This is a genomic window from Pseudomonas sp. Fl5BN2 (assembly GCF_009908205.1).
GTDB lineage: Bacteria > Pseudomonadota > Gammaproteobacteria > Pseudomonadales > Pseudomonadaceae > Aquipseudomonas.
In genome coordinates this window covers 265,963-283,035 of the sequence record NZ_JAAARL010000008.1, presented here as the reverse complement: position 1 = coordinate 283,035, position 17,073 = coordinate 265,963, and the positions used below count along the sequence as shown (strand labels likewise).

General features: G+C 54.5%; 13 protein-coding genes, 4 tRNA genes, 1 rRNA gene and 1 pseudogene. All 19 read left to right on the top strand.

Annotation, left to right across the window (positions count from 1 at the left end):
- Window positions 1-33 precede the first annotated feature (33 nt).
- The 19 genes and pseudogenes from rrf to rpsG all read left to right on the top strand — a co-directional run bounded on the left by rrf (window position 34) and on the right by rpsG (window position 17,050).
- Window positions 34-149, top strand: a 5S ribosomal RNA gene (gene rrf / locus GV819_RS13995).
- 170 nt (window positions 150-319) lie between these two features.
- Window positions 320-1,279 (top strand): bifunctional biotin--[acetyl-CoA-carboxylase] ligase/biotin operon repressor BirA, encoded by a 960-nt coding sequence (gene birA / locus GV819_RS13990; RefSeq protein WP_161756635.1) that lies wholly within the window; start codon window positions 320-322, stop codon window positions 1,277-1,279.
- 69 nt (window positions 1,280-1,348) lie between these two features.
- Window positions 1,349-1,685 (top strand): annotated as a pseudogene (locus tag GV819_RS33190) (pantothenate kinase); the annotation flags it as partial.
- 7 nt (window positions 1,686-1,692) lie between these two features.
- Window positions 1,693-2,139: a hypothetical protein gene (locus GV819_RS13985; protein ID WP_161756647.1), complete on the top strand. Its 447-nt coding sequence runs from the start codon at window positions 1,693-1,695 to the stop codon at window positions 2,137-2,139.
- A 142-nt stretch (window positions 2,140-2,281) separates the two neighbouring features.
- Window positions 2,282-2,366, top strand: a tRNA-Tyr gene (locus GV819_RS13980).
- 24 nt (window positions 2,367-2,390) lie between these two features.
- Window positions 2,391-2,464: transfer RNA gene (locus tag GV819_RS13975), tRNA-Gly, on the top strand.
- Window positions 2,465-2,490: 26 nt separating this feature from the next.
- Window positions 2,491-2,566, top strand: a tRNA-Thr gene (locus tag GV819_RS13970).
- A gap of 84 nt (window positions 2,567-2,650) precedes the next feature.
- Entirely contained in the window at window positions 2,651-3,844 is a 1,194-nt protein-coding gene (gene tuf, locus GV819_RS13965; protein WP_161756629.1) for an elongation factor Tu, read from the top strand.
- A 54-nt stretch (window positions 3,845-3,898) separates the two neighbouring features.
- Window positions 3,899-3,974 (top strand) — tRNA-Trp (locus GV819_RS13960).
- Between the two features lie 45 nt (window positions 3,975-4,019).
- Window positions 4,020-4,388, top strand: a complete 369-nt coding sequence (secE, locus tag GV819_RS13955; RefSeq protein WP_016968680.1) for a preprotein translocase subunit SecE — start codon at window positions 4,020-4,022, stop codon at window positions 4,386-4,388.
- Between the two features lie 9 nt (window positions 4,389-4,397).
- Window positions 4,398-4,931 (top strand): transcription termination/antitermination protein NusG, encoded by a 534-nt coding sequence (gene nusG / locus GV819_RS13950; protein ID WP_003317113.1) that lies wholly within the window; start codon window positions 4,398-4,400, stop codon window positions 4,929-4,931.
- 118 nt (window positions 4,932-5,049) lie between these two features.
- Window positions 5,050-5,481 carry a 50S ribosomal protein L11 gene (gene rplK / locus GV819_RS13945; protein ID WP_003176435.1) on the top strand — a complete coding sequence of 144 codons (432 nt, stop codon included), beginning with the start codon at window positions 5,050-5,052 and terminating at the stop codon, window positions 5,479-5,481.
- Window positions 5,481-6,176, top strand: coding sequence for a 50S ribosomal protein L1 (gene rplA / locus GV819_RS13940; RefSeq protein ID WP_025132370.1), 696 nt, complete (start codon window positions 5,481-5,483; stop codon window positions 6,174-6,176). Before rplK ends, rplA begins: the two co-directional genes overlap by 1 nt.
- A gap of 199 nt (window positions 6,177-6,375) precedes the next feature.
- Complete coding sequence (gene rplJ / locus GV819_RS13935; RefSeq protein WP_161756634.1) at window positions 6,376-6,876, top strand: 50S ribosomal protein L10; 501 nt, start codon at window positions 6,376-6,378, stop codon at window positions 6,874-6,876.
- A gap of 80 nt (window positions 6,877-6,956) precedes the next feature.
- Entirely contained in the window at window positions 6,957-7,322 is a 366-nt protein-coding gene (gene rplL / locus GV819_RS13930; RefSeq protein WP_161756633.1) for a 50S ribosomal protein L7/L12, read from the top strand.
- 221 nt (window positions 7,323-7,543) lie between these two features.
- Window positions 7,544-11,617: a DNA-directed RNA polymerase subunit beta gene (gene rpoB / locus GV819_RS13925; RefSeq protein ID WP_161756632.1), complete on the top strand. Its 4,074-nt coding sequence runs from the start codon at window positions 7,544-7,546 to the stop codon at window positions 11,615-11,617.
- 64 nt (window positions 11,618-11,681) lie between these two features.
- Window positions 11,682-15,881 (top strand): DNA-directed RNA polymerase subunit beta', encoded by a 4,200-nt coding sequence (gene rpoC / locus GV819_RS13920; protein ID WP_161756631.1) that lies wholly within the window; start codon window positions 11,682-11,684, stop codon window positions 15,879-15,881.
- A gap of 215 nt (window positions 15,882-16,096) precedes the next feature.
- Window positions 16,097-16,468 (top strand): 30S ribosomal protein S12, encoded by a 372-nt coding sequence (gene rpsL, locus GV819_RS13915; protein WP_003186084.1) that lies wholly within the window; start codon window positions 16,097-16,099, stop codon window positions 16,466-16,468.
- A gap of 111 nt (window positions 16,469-16,579) precedes the next feature.
- The gene (rpsG, locus tag GV819_RS13910) at window positions 16,580-17,050 is read left to right on the top strand and encodes a 30S ribosomal protein S7 (RefSeq protein ID WP_007925959.1); all 471 of its coding nucleotides are present in this window, start codon (window positions 16,580-16,582) and stop codon (window positions 17,048-17,050) included.
- Window positions 17,051-17,073 lie beyond the last annotated feature (23 nt).

The following is a 17,073-nucleotide window of genomic DNA, read 5'->3' as shown; positions in this document are numbered from 1 at the left end:
GACCGTAAGGTAAACGAGCTGGCTACCGAATTTCTTGACGACCATAGAGCGTTGGAACCACCTGATCCCATCCCGAACTCAGTAGTGAAACGATGCATCGCCGATGGTAGTGTGGGGTTTCCCCATGCGAGAGTAGGTCATCGTCAAGATTAAATTCCGAAACCCCAATTGCGAAAGCAGTTGGGGTTTTGTTTTGCCCGAGAAAAAGCTCTGTTGCTGGCTCTTGGCGTTTTTTACCTTGCCCCATGCTGGTGGTGATTTCTATGCAATGGCTTTCGGCGTAGCTATCATGCCTGCCTCATTAAGGGGCGGAACTTGCATGTTAACGTTGTTAGAGCTTCTTAAGGATGGGCGATTTCACTCGGGGCAAGCCCTTGGGGAGGCGCTGGGTATCAGTCGTAGTGCTATATGGAAGCAATTACAGCTTCTTGAGACTGAACTGGGGCTCGTCATTCATAAGGTGCGAGGTCGTGGGTATCAGCTGGCCTCTCCAATCATCTTATTGGGCGCTGCAGAGATTGCCAAATACTCTCCTGGGAGTACTTGGGGCGTCCAGGTTTTCGACTCTATCGACTCGACAAACGCGGAGGCGCTGCGATCCATTGCTCGCGGGTGCTCCTCCCCCTTTGTGGTTCTAGCTGAGCGTCAAACGGCGGGGCGAGGGCGGCGTGGTCGTAAGTGGATCAGTCCTTTTGCCGAAAATATTTATTACAGCCTTGTGCTGCGCGTTGAAGGTGGCATGCGACAGCTGGAAGGGCTCAGTTTGGTTGTGGGACTTGCTGTTATGCATGCCCTGCGAGAGTTTGGAGTTCTGGGCGCGGGGCTGAAGTGGCCTAATGATGTTTTGGTAGGGCAGAAGAAGATCGCCGGCATACTTTTGGAGTTGGTAGGTGATCCTGCGGATGTATGTCACGTGGTCCTGGGCATTGGGATCAATGTGAATATGCAGAATGTTGAAGAGGTTGATCAGGAATGGACTTCAGTAAGGTTGGAGTCCGGCAGGATGGCTGATCGCAATCAACTGGTTGCCCGTCTGGGTGAGATCCTTGCTTCTTATTTGGAGCGCCATCAGTTGAAAGGATTCCCTGCTATCCGAGAGGAATGGGAGCAAAACCATCTCTGGCAGGGGAGGGCTGTATCTTTGATCGCGGGCGTAAATAAAGTCGATGGCGTGGTGATGGGTATCGATCGCCAGGGGGCTTTGTGCTTGAGTGTCGAAGGTGAGGAGCGGGTGTATAGCGGTGGTGAGTTAAGCCTGAGGCTGCGTGATGATTCCTGAGCTTGACTGCGGCAATAGATTTATAAAATAGCGGGTGATGATTGTAAGTCTGGTAAATATTTTTTCTGAGGTGAGCATCTGAGAGGATTTATTTATCCGGAGGTGCTCCTCATACGTAATCAGTTGCGTCCCAATACTCGCCGAATCTGTTATGACGATCTCTCGGCTGAGAGTGTGCTCTTGGGCTCTGCGCCAGGAAGGCCAATGATGGTGAGACGTGGTTGTTCACTGATGTTGCAGGGATTTGTGCTGATGTAGTTGAAGTTGGTGCGAGGGTGCTGGGGGAGGGGGTGCAGTCTTTCTCGCCGGCGGTGACGCCGACCTGGTTGTCGCGTTGGTACCGCAAGGCCGGGTTGTGTCTGACCTGGTCTTTGTTGGGTTGGTTATGGCCTGTCCTCTGTCCTGAGGTTCTTATGCGTTGGTTGTTTCTGCTGTTATTGGTCCTCAATGGCTTTTACTACGTCTGGCATCAGCAGGAGGCGCCGCTTCGGGCGAAAGAGGTGATGCCGCTGTCGCTTTATCGTGGTTCTCAACAAGATATTCGCTTGCTGAGCGAGTCCGCTGACTCGGTAGAGCGACGCGATAAAGGTAAGGGTGGGGAGGTAGATGCGAGCTGTCTTTATCTGGGGGGCTTTACTCGTCGAGAGGTGGCTCAGACCCTTGAGCAGCGTTTGGTAGGGCTTGGGGTAGAGGTTCGATTGCAGTCTTTGAGTGTTCCTGGTTCTGTGGGCTTTTGGTTGCGGGTATCTCCCGAGAGTAAGTATTTGTTGGATGATCCTCAGCTGCAGAACCTTGCTAAGGAATTCAATGAGTTAAAACATAAAATAATGCCGTGTGAGGGGGTTGCAACTGTCGAATAGGTTGCATAGAATGGCGCCCGCTCCGCAGTGAAGACTTCTTGAAGTCAAAGCGGTGGAGTAAGGTCAACGCAGCTAACCTCAAGATTTTATTGAGAAAATGCTTGACAGAAGGGTGGCATGATGTAAAATGCTGCCTCGCTTAGGAGGGGTTCCCGAGCGGCCAAAGGGATCAGACTGTAAATCTGACGTCTACGACTTCGAAGGTTCGAATCCTTCCCCCTCCACCAGATTTAGCGAGAGCTGCAGGCTCCGCGGGTATAGTTTAGTGGTAGAACCTCAGCCTTCCAAGCTGATGATGCGGGTTCGATTCCCGCTACCCGCTCCAAGTTTGCAGGTTTTGCAAGGTGTTACGCTCTTGTAGCTCAGTTGGTAGAGCACACCCTTGGTAAGGGTGAGGTCAGCGGTTCAAATCCGCTCAAGAGCTCCATATAACAAGGCAGATATGAAAATATCTGCCTTTGTTTTAATGGCTTATGTTGGTTGCTTAATTCTTCTCCTAGGGGTGATTTCGATGGCTAAGGAAAAGTTCGAACGTAAAAAACCGCACGTTAACGTGGGTACTATCGGTCACGTTGACCACGGTAAGACCACTCTGACTGCTGCTTTGACTCGCGTTTGTTCCGAAGTTTTCGGTTCGGCCAAGGTTGACTTCGACAAGATCGATAGCGCCCCGGAAGAGAAGGCTCGTGGTATCACCATCAACACTTCTCACGTTGAATACGATTCGGCCGTGCGTCACTACGCGCACGTTGACTGCCCAGGTCACGCCGACTACGTAAAAAACATGATCACCGGTGCTGCCCAGATGGATGGCGCGATCCTGGTTTGCTCGGCCGCTGATGGTCCGATGCCACAGACTCGTGAGCACATCCTGCTGTCCCGTCAGGTAGGCGTTCCGTACATCGTTGTCTTCCTGAACAAGGCTGACATGGTTGACGACGCTGAGCTGCTGGAACTGGTTGAGATGGAAGTTCGCGACCTGCTGAGTACTTATGACTTCCCAGGTGATGACACTCCAATCATCATCGGTTCGGCTCTGATGGCTCTGAACGGCCAAGACGACAACGAAATGGGTACCACCGCTGTTAAGCGTCTGGTAGAGACTCTGGATACCTACATCCCAGAGCCAGAGCGTGCAATCGACAAGCCGTTCCTGATGCCAATCGAAGACGTATTCTCGATCTCGGGTCGCGGTACTGTTGTGACTGGTCGTGTTGAGCGTGGCGTTGTTCGCATTCAGGAAGAAGTTGAGATCGTTGGTCTGCGCGATACTCAGAAAACTACCTGCACCGGCGTTGAGATGTTCCGCAAGCTGCTTGACGAAGGTCGTGCTGGCGAGAACTGCGGCGTACTGCTGCGCGGCACCAAGCGTGACGATGTTGAGCGTGGCCAGGTTCTGGTTAAGCCAGGCACCGTTAAGCCGCACACCAAGTTCACCGCAGAAGTATACGTTCTGAGCAAGGAAGAAGGCGGTCGTCATACTCCGTTCTTCAAAGGCTACCGTCCACAGTTCTACTTCCGTACTACTGACGTGACTGGTAACTGCGAGCTGCCAGAAGGCGTTGAAATGGTAATGCCAGGTGACAACATCCAAATGGTTGTTACCCTGATCAAAACCATCGCGATGGAAGATGGTCTGCGTTTCGCTATTCGTGAAGGCGGTCGTACCGTCGGCGCTGGCGTCGTAGCCAAAGTCATCGAATAAGTTCTTGAAATATCTCCATCGGGCCGACATAATGGTCGGCCTGATTTTGTTTTTAGGTCAGTAGCTCAATTGGCAGAGCGACGGTCTCCAAAACCGTAGGTTGGGGGTTCGATTCCCTCCTGACCTGCCAGATTCACTCAATGTGTCTGGCTTTCTTTTCACAGGATCTTCATAGATGACTCCTAAGGCTGAAGCTCAAGGCTCTCGCTTCGATCTGCTCAAGTGGCTCGTTGTGGTTGCTTTGGTGATTGTTGGTGTTGTTGGCAATCAGTATTACTCTGCTTCGCCGATCCTGTACCGTGTCTTGGCGCTGCTTGCCATTGCTGCTGTTGCTGCCTTCGTTGGTTTGCAGACTGCAAAGGGTAAGTCGTTCTTTGTTCTGGTCAAGGAAGCTCGCACTGAGATTCGTAAAGTCGTATGGCCAACTCGCCAAGAGACCACGCAGACCACTCTGATTGTTGTGGCTGTGGTTCTGGTTATGGCGTTGCTGTTGTGGGGGTTAGACTCCTTGCTCGGCTGGCTTGTTTCCTTGATTGTTGGCTAAGGGTGTCCCGTGGCTAAGCGTTGGTACGTTGTGCATGCTTACTCGGGTTACGAGAAGCATGTAATGCGCTCGTTGGTCGAGCGTGTGAAGCTGGCAGGCATGGAAGATGGCTTCGGCGAAATTCTGGTTCCCACTGAAGAAGTGGTTGAGATGCGTAATGGCCAGAAGCGCAAAAGTGAACGTAAGTTCTTTCCAGGCTATGTGCTGGTTCAGATGGATATGAATGAGGGTACTTGGCACTTAGTCAAGGATACTCCTCGTGTCATGGGTTTCATTGGTGGGACTGCGGATAAGCCTGCTCCTATCACTGATAAAGAGGCGGAAGCAATTCTGCGTCGCGTTGCTGATGGTAGCGACAAGCCCAAGCCTAAGACCTTGTTTGAGCCAGGTGAGGTGGTCCGTGTTACTGACGGCCCATTTGCTGACTTTAATGGCACAGTTGAAGAAGTTAACTACGAGAAGAGTCGGATCCAAGTAGCCGTACTCATTTTCGGTCGCTCTACTCCGGTAGAGCTAGAGTTCAGTCAGGTCGAGAAGGCGTAACTGAACGAGAATCCCATACCCCACAGTCTTAGGCTGTGGGGTTTTGTCGTCACTGGGATAAACGCGCAAGTAACCGGGGAGCCTGTTTAGGCGTCTGAACCCGTAATTGGAGTGCCTCATGGCTAAGAAGATTACTGCTTACATCAAGCTGCAAGTTAAGGCCGCTCAGGCCAACCCAAGTCCGCCCGTTGGTCCAGCACTGGGTCAGCACGGCGTGAACATCATGGAGTTCTGCAAGGCCTTCAACGCCCGTACTCAGGGTCTTGAGCCGGGTCTGCCGACTCCTGTGATCATCACTGTTTACAGTGACCGCAGCTTCACTTTCGAAACTAAGAGCACCCCTGCTTCGGTTCTGCTGAAGAAAGCTGCTGGTCTGACTAGCGGTTCCGCTCGTCCGAACACCGTTAAGGTTGGCACCGTTACCCGTGCTCAGCTGGAAGAGATCGCGAAAACCAAAAACGCTGATCTGACTGCAGCTGATATGGATGCAGCCGTGCGTACTATCGCCGGTTCTGCTCGTAGCATGGGCCTTAACGTGGAGGGTGTGTAATGGCTAAGCTGACCAAGCGCCAAAAGGCTATCGCCGGCAAGATTGAAGCAGGCAAGGCCTACAACTTTGTAGACGCCGCCGCTCTCCTGACCGAGCTGTCGACCGTTAAGTTCAGCGAGTCCGTAGACGTTGCTGTGAACCTGGGCGTAGACCCGCGTAAATCTGACCAGGTTGTTCGTAGCGCTACTGTGCTGCCACACGGCACTGGCAAGACCGTACGTGTTGCTGTGTTCACCCAGGGCCCAGCGGCTGAAGCTGCTCTGGCTGCCGGCGCAGACCGCGTAGGTATGGACGATCTGGCTGCCGAAATGAAAGGCGGCGACCTGAACTATGACGTAGTTATTGCTTCCCCGGATGCAATGCGCGTTGTTGGTCAGCTGGGTCAGGTTCTGGGTCCTCGCGGCCTGATGCCTAACCCGAAAGTTGGTACCGTGACTCCAGACGTAGCTACGGCAGTTAAGAACGCCAAAGCTGGTCAGGTTCGCTACCGTACCGACAAAAACGGCATCATCCATACCTCCGTTGGCAAGGTCGGCTTCGACGCCGTCAAGCTGAAGGAAAACGTTGAAGCCCTGATCGCTGATCTTAAGCGTATCAAGCCGGCCTCCTCGAAAGGTATCTACGTCAAGCGCGTTACTCTGAGCACCACTATGGGCCCAGGCCTGGTCATCGACCAAGGTTCGCTGGACGTATAAGACACAAGCTGGTGCAAGCGATTGCGCCAGCTGAAAGATTGGGGTCCCTGCCTGGCGGGGGCTATCCAAGACCGTAGGCGACGCAAGTCTTAAACCATCAAGCCTACGCAGATGGTGCTCCCGGTTCCTTACCGAATCAGACACCAAAACGACATCCAGCCTCGGTTGGATGAAACGGTAACAAGCAGGAGTTAAACCCGTGGCAATTAAACTCGAAGACAAGAAGGCCATCGTCGCTGAAGTCAACGAGGCTGCCAAAGCCGCTCTGTCTGCTGTCGTGGCTGATGCCCGTGGTGTGACAGTAAGCGCTATGACCGGACTCCGTAAAGAGGCCCGCGAAGCTGGTGTTTATGTACGTGTCGTACGTAACACACTGCTCAAGCGCGCTGTTGAAGGCACTCAATATGACGTGCTCAACGACGCGTTCGTCGGCCCTACCCTGATTGCATTCTCCAAGGAACATCCGGGCGCTGCTGCTCGTATTTTCAAAGAGTTCGCAAAGGGTCAGGACAAGTTCGAGATCAAGGCAGCTGCGTTCGAGGGCAAGTACCTCGCAGCAAACGAGATCGACGTGTTGGCTTCGCTGCCAACTCGCGACGAAGCTATTGCAAAGCTGATGAGCGTGATCCAAGGCGCTACCAGCAAGCTGGCTCGTACTCTGGCGGCTATTCGCGACCAGAAAGAAGCTGCTGCTGCCTAAGGCACTGCAAGCCCTTTCAAAATCATATGTTTAATTTGATGGCTGCGTAGGCTGTCACCCCAATACAGGAATTTATAGTCATGTCTCTGACTAACGAGCAAATCATCGAAGCAATCGGCCAGAAAACCGTTCTGGAAGTTGTTGAACTGATCAAAGCTATGGAAGAAACCTTCGGCGTTACCGCTGCTGTTGCCTCTGCTGGCCCAGCTGCTGCCGCTGCCGTTGTTGAAGAACAAACTGAATTCAACGTCATGCTGACCGAAGCTGGCGAGAAGAAAGTTAACGTGATCAAGGCTGTACGTGAGCTGACCGGTCTGGGCTTGAAAGAAGCCAAGGCTGTAGTTGACGGCGCTCCTGCCATGGTTCTGGAAGCTGTTGCTAAAGAAGCAGCTGAAAAAGCCAAAGCAACTCTGGAAGAAGCAGGCGCTAAAGTCGAGCTCAAGTAAGCATCGACTTTGTGTCTCCAGCCCAAGCGTCAAGCGAACGGCTGATGGCTGGTGGCTTTTGCCACCGGCCTTTTTCCGTTATTGGCAGCCGACTGGGTCGGTGCCTTTAACGTGCTGTAACCCACCCTGTGTGGTGGAGCAAACCAAAGGGTTTGCACGATTTTCTGGCTGCTCCCGTCGGGAGGAGCCGAATAAGCAGGTGACCAAGCTGGGGAACGCTGATGGCTTACTCATATACTGAGAAAAAACGTATCCGCAAGGACTTTAGCAAGTTGCCGGACGTCATGGATGTGCCGTACCTCCTGGCCATCCAGCTGGATTCGTATCGTGAATTCTTGCAAGCGGGAGCGACTAAAGATCAGTTCCGCGACGTGGGCCTGCATGCGGCCTTCAAATCCGTTTTCCCGATCATCAGCTACTCCGGCAATGCTGCGTTGGAGTATGTCGGTTATCGCCTGGGCGAACCGGCGTTTGATGTTAAAGAATGCGTGTTGCGTGGCGTAACTTACGCCGTACCTTTGCGGGTAAAAGTTCGTCTGATCATTTTCGACAAAGAATCGTCGAACAAAGCGATCAAGGACATCAAAGAGCAAGAAGTCTACATGGGTGAAATCCCCCTGATGACTGAGAACGGTACCTTCGTAATCAACGGTACCGAGCGTGTAATTGTTTCCCAGCTGCACCGTTCTCCTGGCGTATTCTTCGACCACGACCGTGGCAAGACGCACAGCTCCGGTAAGCTGCTGTACTCCGCGCGCATCATTCCTTACCGCGGTTCGTGGTTGGACTTCGAGTTCGACCCGAAAGACTGCGTGTTTGTTCGTATCGACCGTCGTCGCAAATTGCCTGCGTCGGTGTTGCTGCGCGCGCTGGGCTACACCACTGAAGAAGTGCTGGACGCTTTCTACACCACCAACGTATTCCACGTGAAAGGCGAGACCTTGAGCCTGGAGCTGGTGCCTCAGCGCCTGCGTGGTGAAATTGCTGTTCTGGATATCCTGGATGACAAGGGCAAGGTTATTGTCGAGCAGGGTCGTCGTATCACTGCTCGCCACATCAACCAGCTGGAAAAAGCCGGTATCAAGGAATTGGACGTGCCTCTGGACTACGTCCTGGGTCGTACCACTGCCAAGGTCATCGTGCACCCGGCTACCGGCGAGATCCTGGCAGAGTGCAATACCGAGCTGAACACCGAGATCCTGGCAAAAATTGCCAAGTCCCAGGTTGTTCGCATCGAAACTCTGTACACCAACGACATCGATTGCGGTCCGTTCGTTTCCGACACTCTGAAGATCGACTCCACCAGCAACCAATTGGAAGCACTGGTCGAGATCTATCGGATGATGCGTCCTGGCGAGCCGCCAACCAAAGATGCTGCCGAGACTCTGTTCAATAACCTGTTCTTCAGCCCTGAGCGCTATGACCTCTCCGCCGTTGGCCGGATGAAGTTCAACCGTCGTATCGGTCGTACCGAGATCGAAGGTTCGGGCGTACTGTGCAAAGAAGATATCGTTGCGGTTCTGAAGACTCTGGTCGACATCCGTAATGGTAAGGGCATCGTCGACGACATCGACCACTTGGGTAACCGTCGTGTTCGCTGTGTTGGCGAAATGGCCGAGAACCAGTTCCGCGTTGGTCTGGTGCGTGTTGAGCGTGCGGTCAAAGAACGTCTGTCGATGGCTGAAAGCGAAGGCCTGATGCCGCAAGACTTGATCAATGCCAAGCCAGTGGCTGCGGCAGTGAAAGAGTTTTTCGGTTCCAGCCAGCTGTCCCAGTTCATGGACCAGAACAACCCGCTGTCCGAGATTACCCACAAGCGTCGTGTCTCTGCACTCGGCCCGGGCGGTTTGACTCGTGAGCGCGCAGGCTTTGAAGTTCGTGACGTACACCCGACTCACTACGGTCGTGTATGCCCGATTGAAACGCCGGAAGGTCCGAACATCGGTCTGATCAACTCCTTGGCGGCCTACGCGCGCACCAACCAGTACGGTTTCCTCGAGAGCCCGTACCGTGTGGTGAAAGATGCGCTGGTAACCGACGAGATCGTGTTCCTGTCCGCTATTGAAGAGGCCGATCACGTGATCGCGCAGGCTTCGGCGACCATGAACGACAAAGGTCATCTGATCGATGAGCTGGTAGCTGTTCGTCACCTGAACGAGTTCACCGTCAAAGCGCCAGAAGACGTCACTTTGATGGACGTTTCGCCGAAGCAGGTAGTTTCGGTTGCCGCATCGCTGATTCCGTTCCTCGAGCACGACGACGCCAACCGTGCGTTGATGGGTTCTAACATGCAGCGTCAGGCTGTACCGACTCTGCGTGCCGACAAGCCGCTGGTAGGTACCGGCATGGAGCGTAACGTTGCTCGTGACTCCGGCGTTTGCGTCGTGGCTCGTCGTGGCGGCGTGATCGACTCGGTCGATGCCAGTCGTATCGTGGTTCGTGTTGCCGATGACGAAGTTGAAACTGGTGAAGCCGGTGTCGACATCTACAACCTGACCAAGTACACCCGCTCCAACCAGAACACCTGCATCAACCAGCGTCCGCTGGTTAGCAAAGGTGATCGGGTTCAGCGCAGCGACATCATGGCTGACGGTCCGTCCACCGACATGGGTGAGCTGGCTCTGGGTCAGAATATGCGCATCGCGTTCATGGCGTGGAACGGCTTCAACTTCGAAGACTCCATCTGCCTGTCCGAGCGTGTGGTTCAGGAAGACCGCTTCACCACGATCCACATCCAGGAACTGACCTGCGTGGCTCGTGACACCAAGCTTGGCCCAGAGGAAATCACTGCGGACATCCCGAACGTGGGTGAGGCTGCACTGAACAAGCTGGACGAAGCCGGTATTGTTTATGTAGGTGCTGAAGTTGGCGCAGGCGACATCCTGGTGGGCAAGGTCACTCCGAAAGGCGAGACCCAGCTGACTCCGGAAGAAAAACTGCTGCGTGCGATCTTCGGTGAAAAGGCCAGCGACGTTAAAGACACTTCCCTGCGCGTTCCTACTGGTACCAAAGGTACTGTCATCGACGTACAGGTCTTCACTCGTGACGGTGTAGAGCGTGATGCTCGTGCTCTGTCCATCGAGAAGAGCCAGCTCGACGAGATCCGCAAGGACCTCAACGAGGAGTTCCGTATCGTTGAAGGCGCGACTTTCGAACGTCTGCGTTCCGCTCTGGTCGGTCATAAAGCCGAAGGCGGCGCTGGCCTGAAGAAAGGTCAGGAAATCACCGACGAGGTCCTCGACGGTCTTGAGCACGGCCAGTGGTTCAAACTGCGCATGGCTGAAGATGCTCTGAACGAGCAGCTCGAGAAGGCCCAGGCCTATATCGTTGATCGCCGCCGTCTGCTGGACGACAAGTTCGAAGACAAGAAGCGCAAACTGCAGCAGGGCGATGACCTGGCTCCAGGCGTGCTGAAGATCGTCAAGGTCTACCTGGCAATCCGTCGTCGCATCCAGCCGGGTGACAAGATGGCCGGTCGTCACGGTAACAAGGGTGTGGTCTCCGTGATCATGCCGGTTGAAGACATGCCGCACGATGCCAATGGCACCCCGGTCGATGTAGTCCTCAACCCGCTGGGCGTACCTTCGCGTATGAACGTTGGTCAGATTCTCGAAACTCACCTGGGCCTCGCGGCTAAAGGTCTGGGCGAGAAGATCAACCGCATGGTCGAAGAGCAGCGTAAGGTCGCAGAGCTGCGTACCTTCCTGGACGAGATCTACAACCAGATCGGCGGTCGTAACGAAGACCTGGACAGCTTCTCCGACCAGGAGATCCTGGATCTGGCGAAAAACCTGCGCGGCGGCGTACCGATGGCCACTCCGGTGTTCGACGGTGCCAAGGAAAGCGAAATCAAGGCCATGCTGAAACTGGCAGACCTGCCAGAAAGCGGCCAGATGCAGCTGACCGATGGCCGTACCGGCAACAAGTTCGAGCGTCCAGTTACCGTTGGCTACATGTACATGCTGAAACTGAACCACTTGGTAGACGACAAGATGCACGCTCGTTCTACCGGTTCGTACAGCCTGGTTACTCAGCAGCCGCTGGGTGGTAAGGCGCAGTTCGGTGGTCAGCGTTTCGGGGAGATGGAGGTCTGGGCACTGGAAGCATACGGTGCTGCATACACTCTGCAAGAAATGCTCACAGTGAAGTCGGACGATGTGAACGGTCGTACCAAGATGTACAAAAACATCGTGGACGGCGATCACCGTATGGAGCCGGGCATGCCCGAGTCCTTCAACGTGTTGATCAAAGAAATTCGTTCCCTCGGCATCGATATCGATCTGGAAACCGAATAACACGTGACGCGAATCGAGAGCGGGGCAGGATTGCCCGCTCTCTGCTCCGCCAGGAGGAAAGGCCTTGAAAGACCTACTGAATTTGCTGAAAAACCAGGGTCAAGTCGAAGAGTTCGACGCCATCCGTATTGGATTGGCCTCGCCTGAGATGATCCGTTCGTGGTCGTTCGGTGAAGTTAAAAAGCCGGAAACCATCAACTACCGTACGTTCAAGCCTGAGCGTGACGGCCTGTTCTGCGCCAAGATCTTTGGCCCGGTAAAGGATTACGAGTGCCTGTGCGGTAAGTACAAGCGCTTGAAGCATCGCGGCGTGATCTGCGAGAAGTGCGGCGTTGAAGTCGCACTGGCCAAGGTTCGTCGTGAGCGCATGGCGCACATCGAACTGGCTTCGCCGGTTGCCCACATCTGGTTCCTGAAATCGCTGCCGTCCCGTATCGGCCTGCTGATGGACATGACCCTGCGTGATATCGAACGCGTTCTCTACTTCGAGAGCTATGTCGTTATCGATCCAGGCATGACCACCCTTGAAAAAGGTCAGCTGCTGAACGACGAGCAGTACTTCGAAGCGCTGGAAGAGTTCGGCGACGATTTCGACGCCCGTATGGGTGCCGAAGCTGTCCGTGAACTGCTGCACGCTATCGACCTGGAACACGAGATTGGCCGTCTGCGTGAAGAAATTCCGCAAACCAACTCGGAAACCAAAATCAAGAAGCTGTCCAAGCGTCTGAAGTTGATGGAGGCCTTCCAGGGTTCCGGCAACTTGCCAGAATGGATGGTGCTGACCGTTCTGCCGGTTCTGCCGCCAGATCTGCGTCCACTGGTCCCGCTGGATGGCGGTCGCTTCGCGACTTCCGACCTCAACGATCTGTATCGTCGAGTGATCAACCGTAACAACCGTTTGAAGCGCCTGCTTGATCTGTCCGCTCCGGACATCATCGTGCGCAACGAAAAGCGTATGTTGCAAGAAGCTGTCGATGCGTTGCTCGACAACGGTCGTCGTGGCCGCGCTATCACCGGTTCCAACAAGCGTCCTCTGAAATCCTTGGCTGACATGATCAAGGGTAAGCAAGGTCGTTTCCGTCAGAACTTGCTCGGTAAGCGTGTTGACTACTCCGGTCGTTCGGTAATTACCGTAGGCCCGACCCTGCGTCTGCACCAGTGCGGTCTGCCTAAGAAGATGGCACTCGAGCTGTTCAAGCCATTCATCTTCGGCAAGCTGGAAATGCGCGGTCTCGCGACCACCATTAAAGCGGCCAAGAAAATGGTCGAGCGCGAACTGCCAGAGGTTTGGGACGTTCTCGCTGAAGTGATTCGCGAACACCCGGTTCTCCTCAACCGTGCACCGACCCTTCACCGTCTGGGTATCCAGGCGTTTGAACCGGTACTGATCGAAGGTAAGGCTATCCAGCTGCACCCTCTGGTCTGTGCTGCGTACAACGCCGACTTCGACGGCGACCAAATGGCCGTGCACGTACCGCTGACACTGGAAGCCCAGCTGGAAGCGCGTGCGTTGATGATGTCGACCAATAACATTCTGTCGCCAGCCAACGGTGAGCCAATCATCGTTCCTTCGCAGGACGTTGTATTGGGTCTGTACTACATGACTCGTGAAGCGATCAACGCCAAAGGCGAAGGTCGTATCTTTGCTGACTTGCAGGAAGTCGACCGCGTATTCCGCGCCGGCGAAGCTGCCCTGCACGCTAAGATCAAGGTTCGTATCAACGAAACCGTAAACGATCGTGATGGCGGCAGCGTGAGCGGTACCCGTATCGTCGACACCACTGTCGGCCGTGCTTTGCTGTTCCAGGTTGTGCCTAAAGGCCTGTCCTTTGACGTCGTCAACCTGCCGATGAAGAAAAAGGCGATCTCCAAGCTTATCAACCAGTGCTACCGCGTGGTTGGTCTGAAAGAGACCGTGATCTTCGCTGACCAGTTGATGTACACCGGTTTTGCCTACTCGACCATTTCCGGCGTTTCCATCGGTGTTAACGACTTCGTTATTCCGGATGAAAAGGCTCGCATCATCGGTGCTGCTACCGACGAAGTGAAAGAAATCGAAAGTCAGTACGCCTCCGGCCTGGTAACCCAGGGTGAGAAGTACAACAAAGTGATCGACCTTTGGTCGAAAGCGAACGACGAAGTCTCCAAGGCAATGATGGCCAACCTCTCGAAAGAGAAAGTCATCGACCGTCATGGTGACGAGGTCGAGCAAGAATCGTTCAACTCGATGTACATGATGGCCGACTCCGGCGCACGGGGTTCTGCTGCGCAGATCCGTCAGCTGGCCGGTATGCGTGGTCTGATGGCCAAGCCGGACGGCTCCATCATCGAAACGCCGATTACTGCGAACTTCCGTGAAGGTTTGAGCGTACTCCAGTACTTCATCTCGACTCACGGTGCTCGTAAAGGTTTGGCGGATACCGCGTTGAAAACTGCGAACTCCGGTTACCTGACTCGTCGTCTGGTAGACGTGGCGCAGGATCTGGTTGTAACCGAGATCGATTGCGGCACCGAACATGGCCTGCTGATGACTCCGCACATTGAAGGCGGTGATGTTGTAGAGCCGTTGGGTGAGCGCGTATTGGGCCGTGTTATCGCTCGTGACGTATTCAAGCCGGGCACCGAGGACGTTATCGTTCCTGCTGGCACTCTGGTTGACGAGAAGTGGGTCGAGTTCATCGAGCTGAACAGCATCGACGAAGTGATCGTGCGTTCGCCAATCAGCTGTGAAACCCGTTACGGCATCTGCGCCAAGTGCTACGGCCGTGACTTGGCTCGTGGTCACCAGGTGAATATCGGTGAAGCTGTCGGCGTTATCGCTGCCCAGTCCATCGGTGAGCCAGGTACCCAGCTGACCATGCGTACGTTCCACATTGGTGGTGCGGCAAGCCGGACCTCCGCAGCCGACAGCGTTCAGGTGAAAAATGGCGGTACTGTCCGTCTGCACAACCTGAAGCACGTTGAGCGAGTGGATGGCCACCTGGTTGCTGTGTCCCGTTCCGGTGAGCTGGCAATCGCTGATGACTACGGTCGTGAGCGTGAGCGTTACAAGCTGCCGTACGGTGCTGTGATTTCGGTTAAAGAAGGTGACAAGGTCGACGCTGGCGCAATCGTGGCCAAGTGGGATCCGCACACTCACCCAATCGTTACCGAAATGAAAGGTACCGTGACCTACGTGGGCATGGAAGAAGGCATCACGATCAAGCGTCAGACTGACGAATTGACCGGTATGACCAACATTGAAGTACTCGACGCGAAAGATCGTCCAGCTGCCGGCAAGGATATCCGTCCTGCCGTTAAGATGGTCGATGACAACGGCAAGGACTTGTTGCTGCCAGGCACTGACGTAATCGCTCAGTACTTCCTGCCAGCCAACGCCCTGGTCGGTGTAGCGGATGGTGCGAAGATCGCGATCGGTGATGTTATCGCGCGTATCCCGCAAGAAACTTCGAAGACCCGTGACATCACCGGTGGTCTGCCGCGTGTTGCCGACTTGTTCGAAGCTCGTCGTCCGAAAGAAGCGTCGATTCTGGCTGAAGTCAGCGGCACCATCGCGTTCGGTAAAGAGACCAAAGGCAAGCGCCGTCTGGTCATTACCCCGAACGACGGTAGCGATCCGTATGAAGAGCTGATTCCGAAGTGGCGTCACCTGAACGTGTTCGAAGGCGAACAGGTAAACCGCGGCGAAGTTATCTCCGACGGCCCGAGCGATCCACACGACATCCTGCGTCTGCTGGGTGTGAGTGCGCTGGCCAAGTACATCGTTAACGAGATCCAGGACGTTTACCGTCTGCAAGGCGTGAAGATCAACGATAAGCACATCGAGACCATCCTGCGTCAGATGCTGCGTAAAGTTGAAATCGCTGAATCCGGCGATTCCAGTTTCATCAAGGGCGACCAGATGGAACTGACTCACGTATTGGTAGAGAACGAGCGTCTGGCTGGCGACGACAAATTCGTTTCCAAGTTCACTCGTGTGTTGCTGGGTATCACCAAGGCGTCGTTGTCCACTGAGTCGTTCATCTCGGCGGCCTCCTTCCAGGAGACCACTCGCGTACTGACCGAAGCAGCGGTAACCGGCAAGCGCGATTACCTGCGCGGCCTGAAAGAAAACGTGGTTGTGGGTCGTCTGATCCCAGCCGGTACCGGTTTGGCCTATCACAGCGAGCGCAAGCGCCGCCGTGAACTCGACAAGCCGCTGCGCGTAAGCGCCAGTGAAGTGGAAGCTGCACTGACCGAAGCGCTGAACTCAAGCGGTAACTGAGTTCTGCGATAGAAAGACTGGGCCCTGGCAGCCCCGTTCGTCGGATCTAGGCAGTTTTGCCTTGGTTCAGCGGAGGGGGAGGTCGGGGCCTTGCCTTGACTGGGGACAAGATCCTCTTTAGACTCTTGTACCCCTAAATTTGGCGGGAATTCGTTCCTGCCATTTTGCTTTTCTTGCAAGACAATAGCGTCGCAAGACAACAGTGGAGCTAGTAGATGGCAACTATCAACCAGCTGGTACGTCAGCCGCGTAAGCGTATCGTCGAGAAATCCGACGTGCCTGCGCTGCAGAACTGCCCGCAACGTCGTGGCGTGTGCACTCGCGTGTATACCACTACGCCGAAAAAACCTAACTCGGCACTGCGTAAAGTATGCCGTGTGCGCCTGACCAACGGTTTCGAGGTTTCCTCGTACATCGGCGGTGAAGGCCACAACCTGCAAGAGCACAGCGTCGTACTGATTCGCGGCGGCCGTGTAAAAGACTTGCCAGGTGTTCGTTATCACACCGTTCGCGGCTCCCTGGATACTTCCGGCGTTAAAGGTCGTAACCAAGGTCGTTCGAAGTACGGTACCAAGCGTCCGAAGTAATCGGCCGTTTTGCAGTTTTTAATTATATTGAGTCGATAAGAGTAAGGTCGGGCACGCGTCCATTGGATCAACTGTCCCGAGCTAACCTGAAGACCGTTTGAGGGCTTATCAATGCCAAGACGTCGCGTAGCAGCCAAGCGTGAGATTCTGGACGATCCGAAATACGGAAGCCAGATCCTCGCAAAATTCATGAACCACGTAATGGAAAGCGGCAAGAAAGCCGTTGCCGAACGTATCGTTTATGGTGCGCTGGAAAAAGTTAAGGAACGCAAGAACAGCGATCCCCTGGAAATCTTCGAGAAAGCTCTCGACGCCATCGCTCCGCTGGTCGAAGTGAAGTCGCGCCGTGTAGGCGGTGCTACTTACCAGGTTCCGGTCGAAGTTCGTCCGTCCCGTCGTAATGCTCTGGCAATGCGCTGGTTGGTAGACTTCGCGCGCAAGCGCGGTGAGAAGTCTATGGCTCTGCGTTTGGCTGGCGAACTGCTGGACGCTGCCGAAGGCAAGGGTGCTGCAGTTAAGAAGCGTGAAGACGTACACCGTATGGCTGAAGCCAACAAGGCTTTCTCGCACTACCGCTTCTAATATCAGCATCATTCAATTTGCGA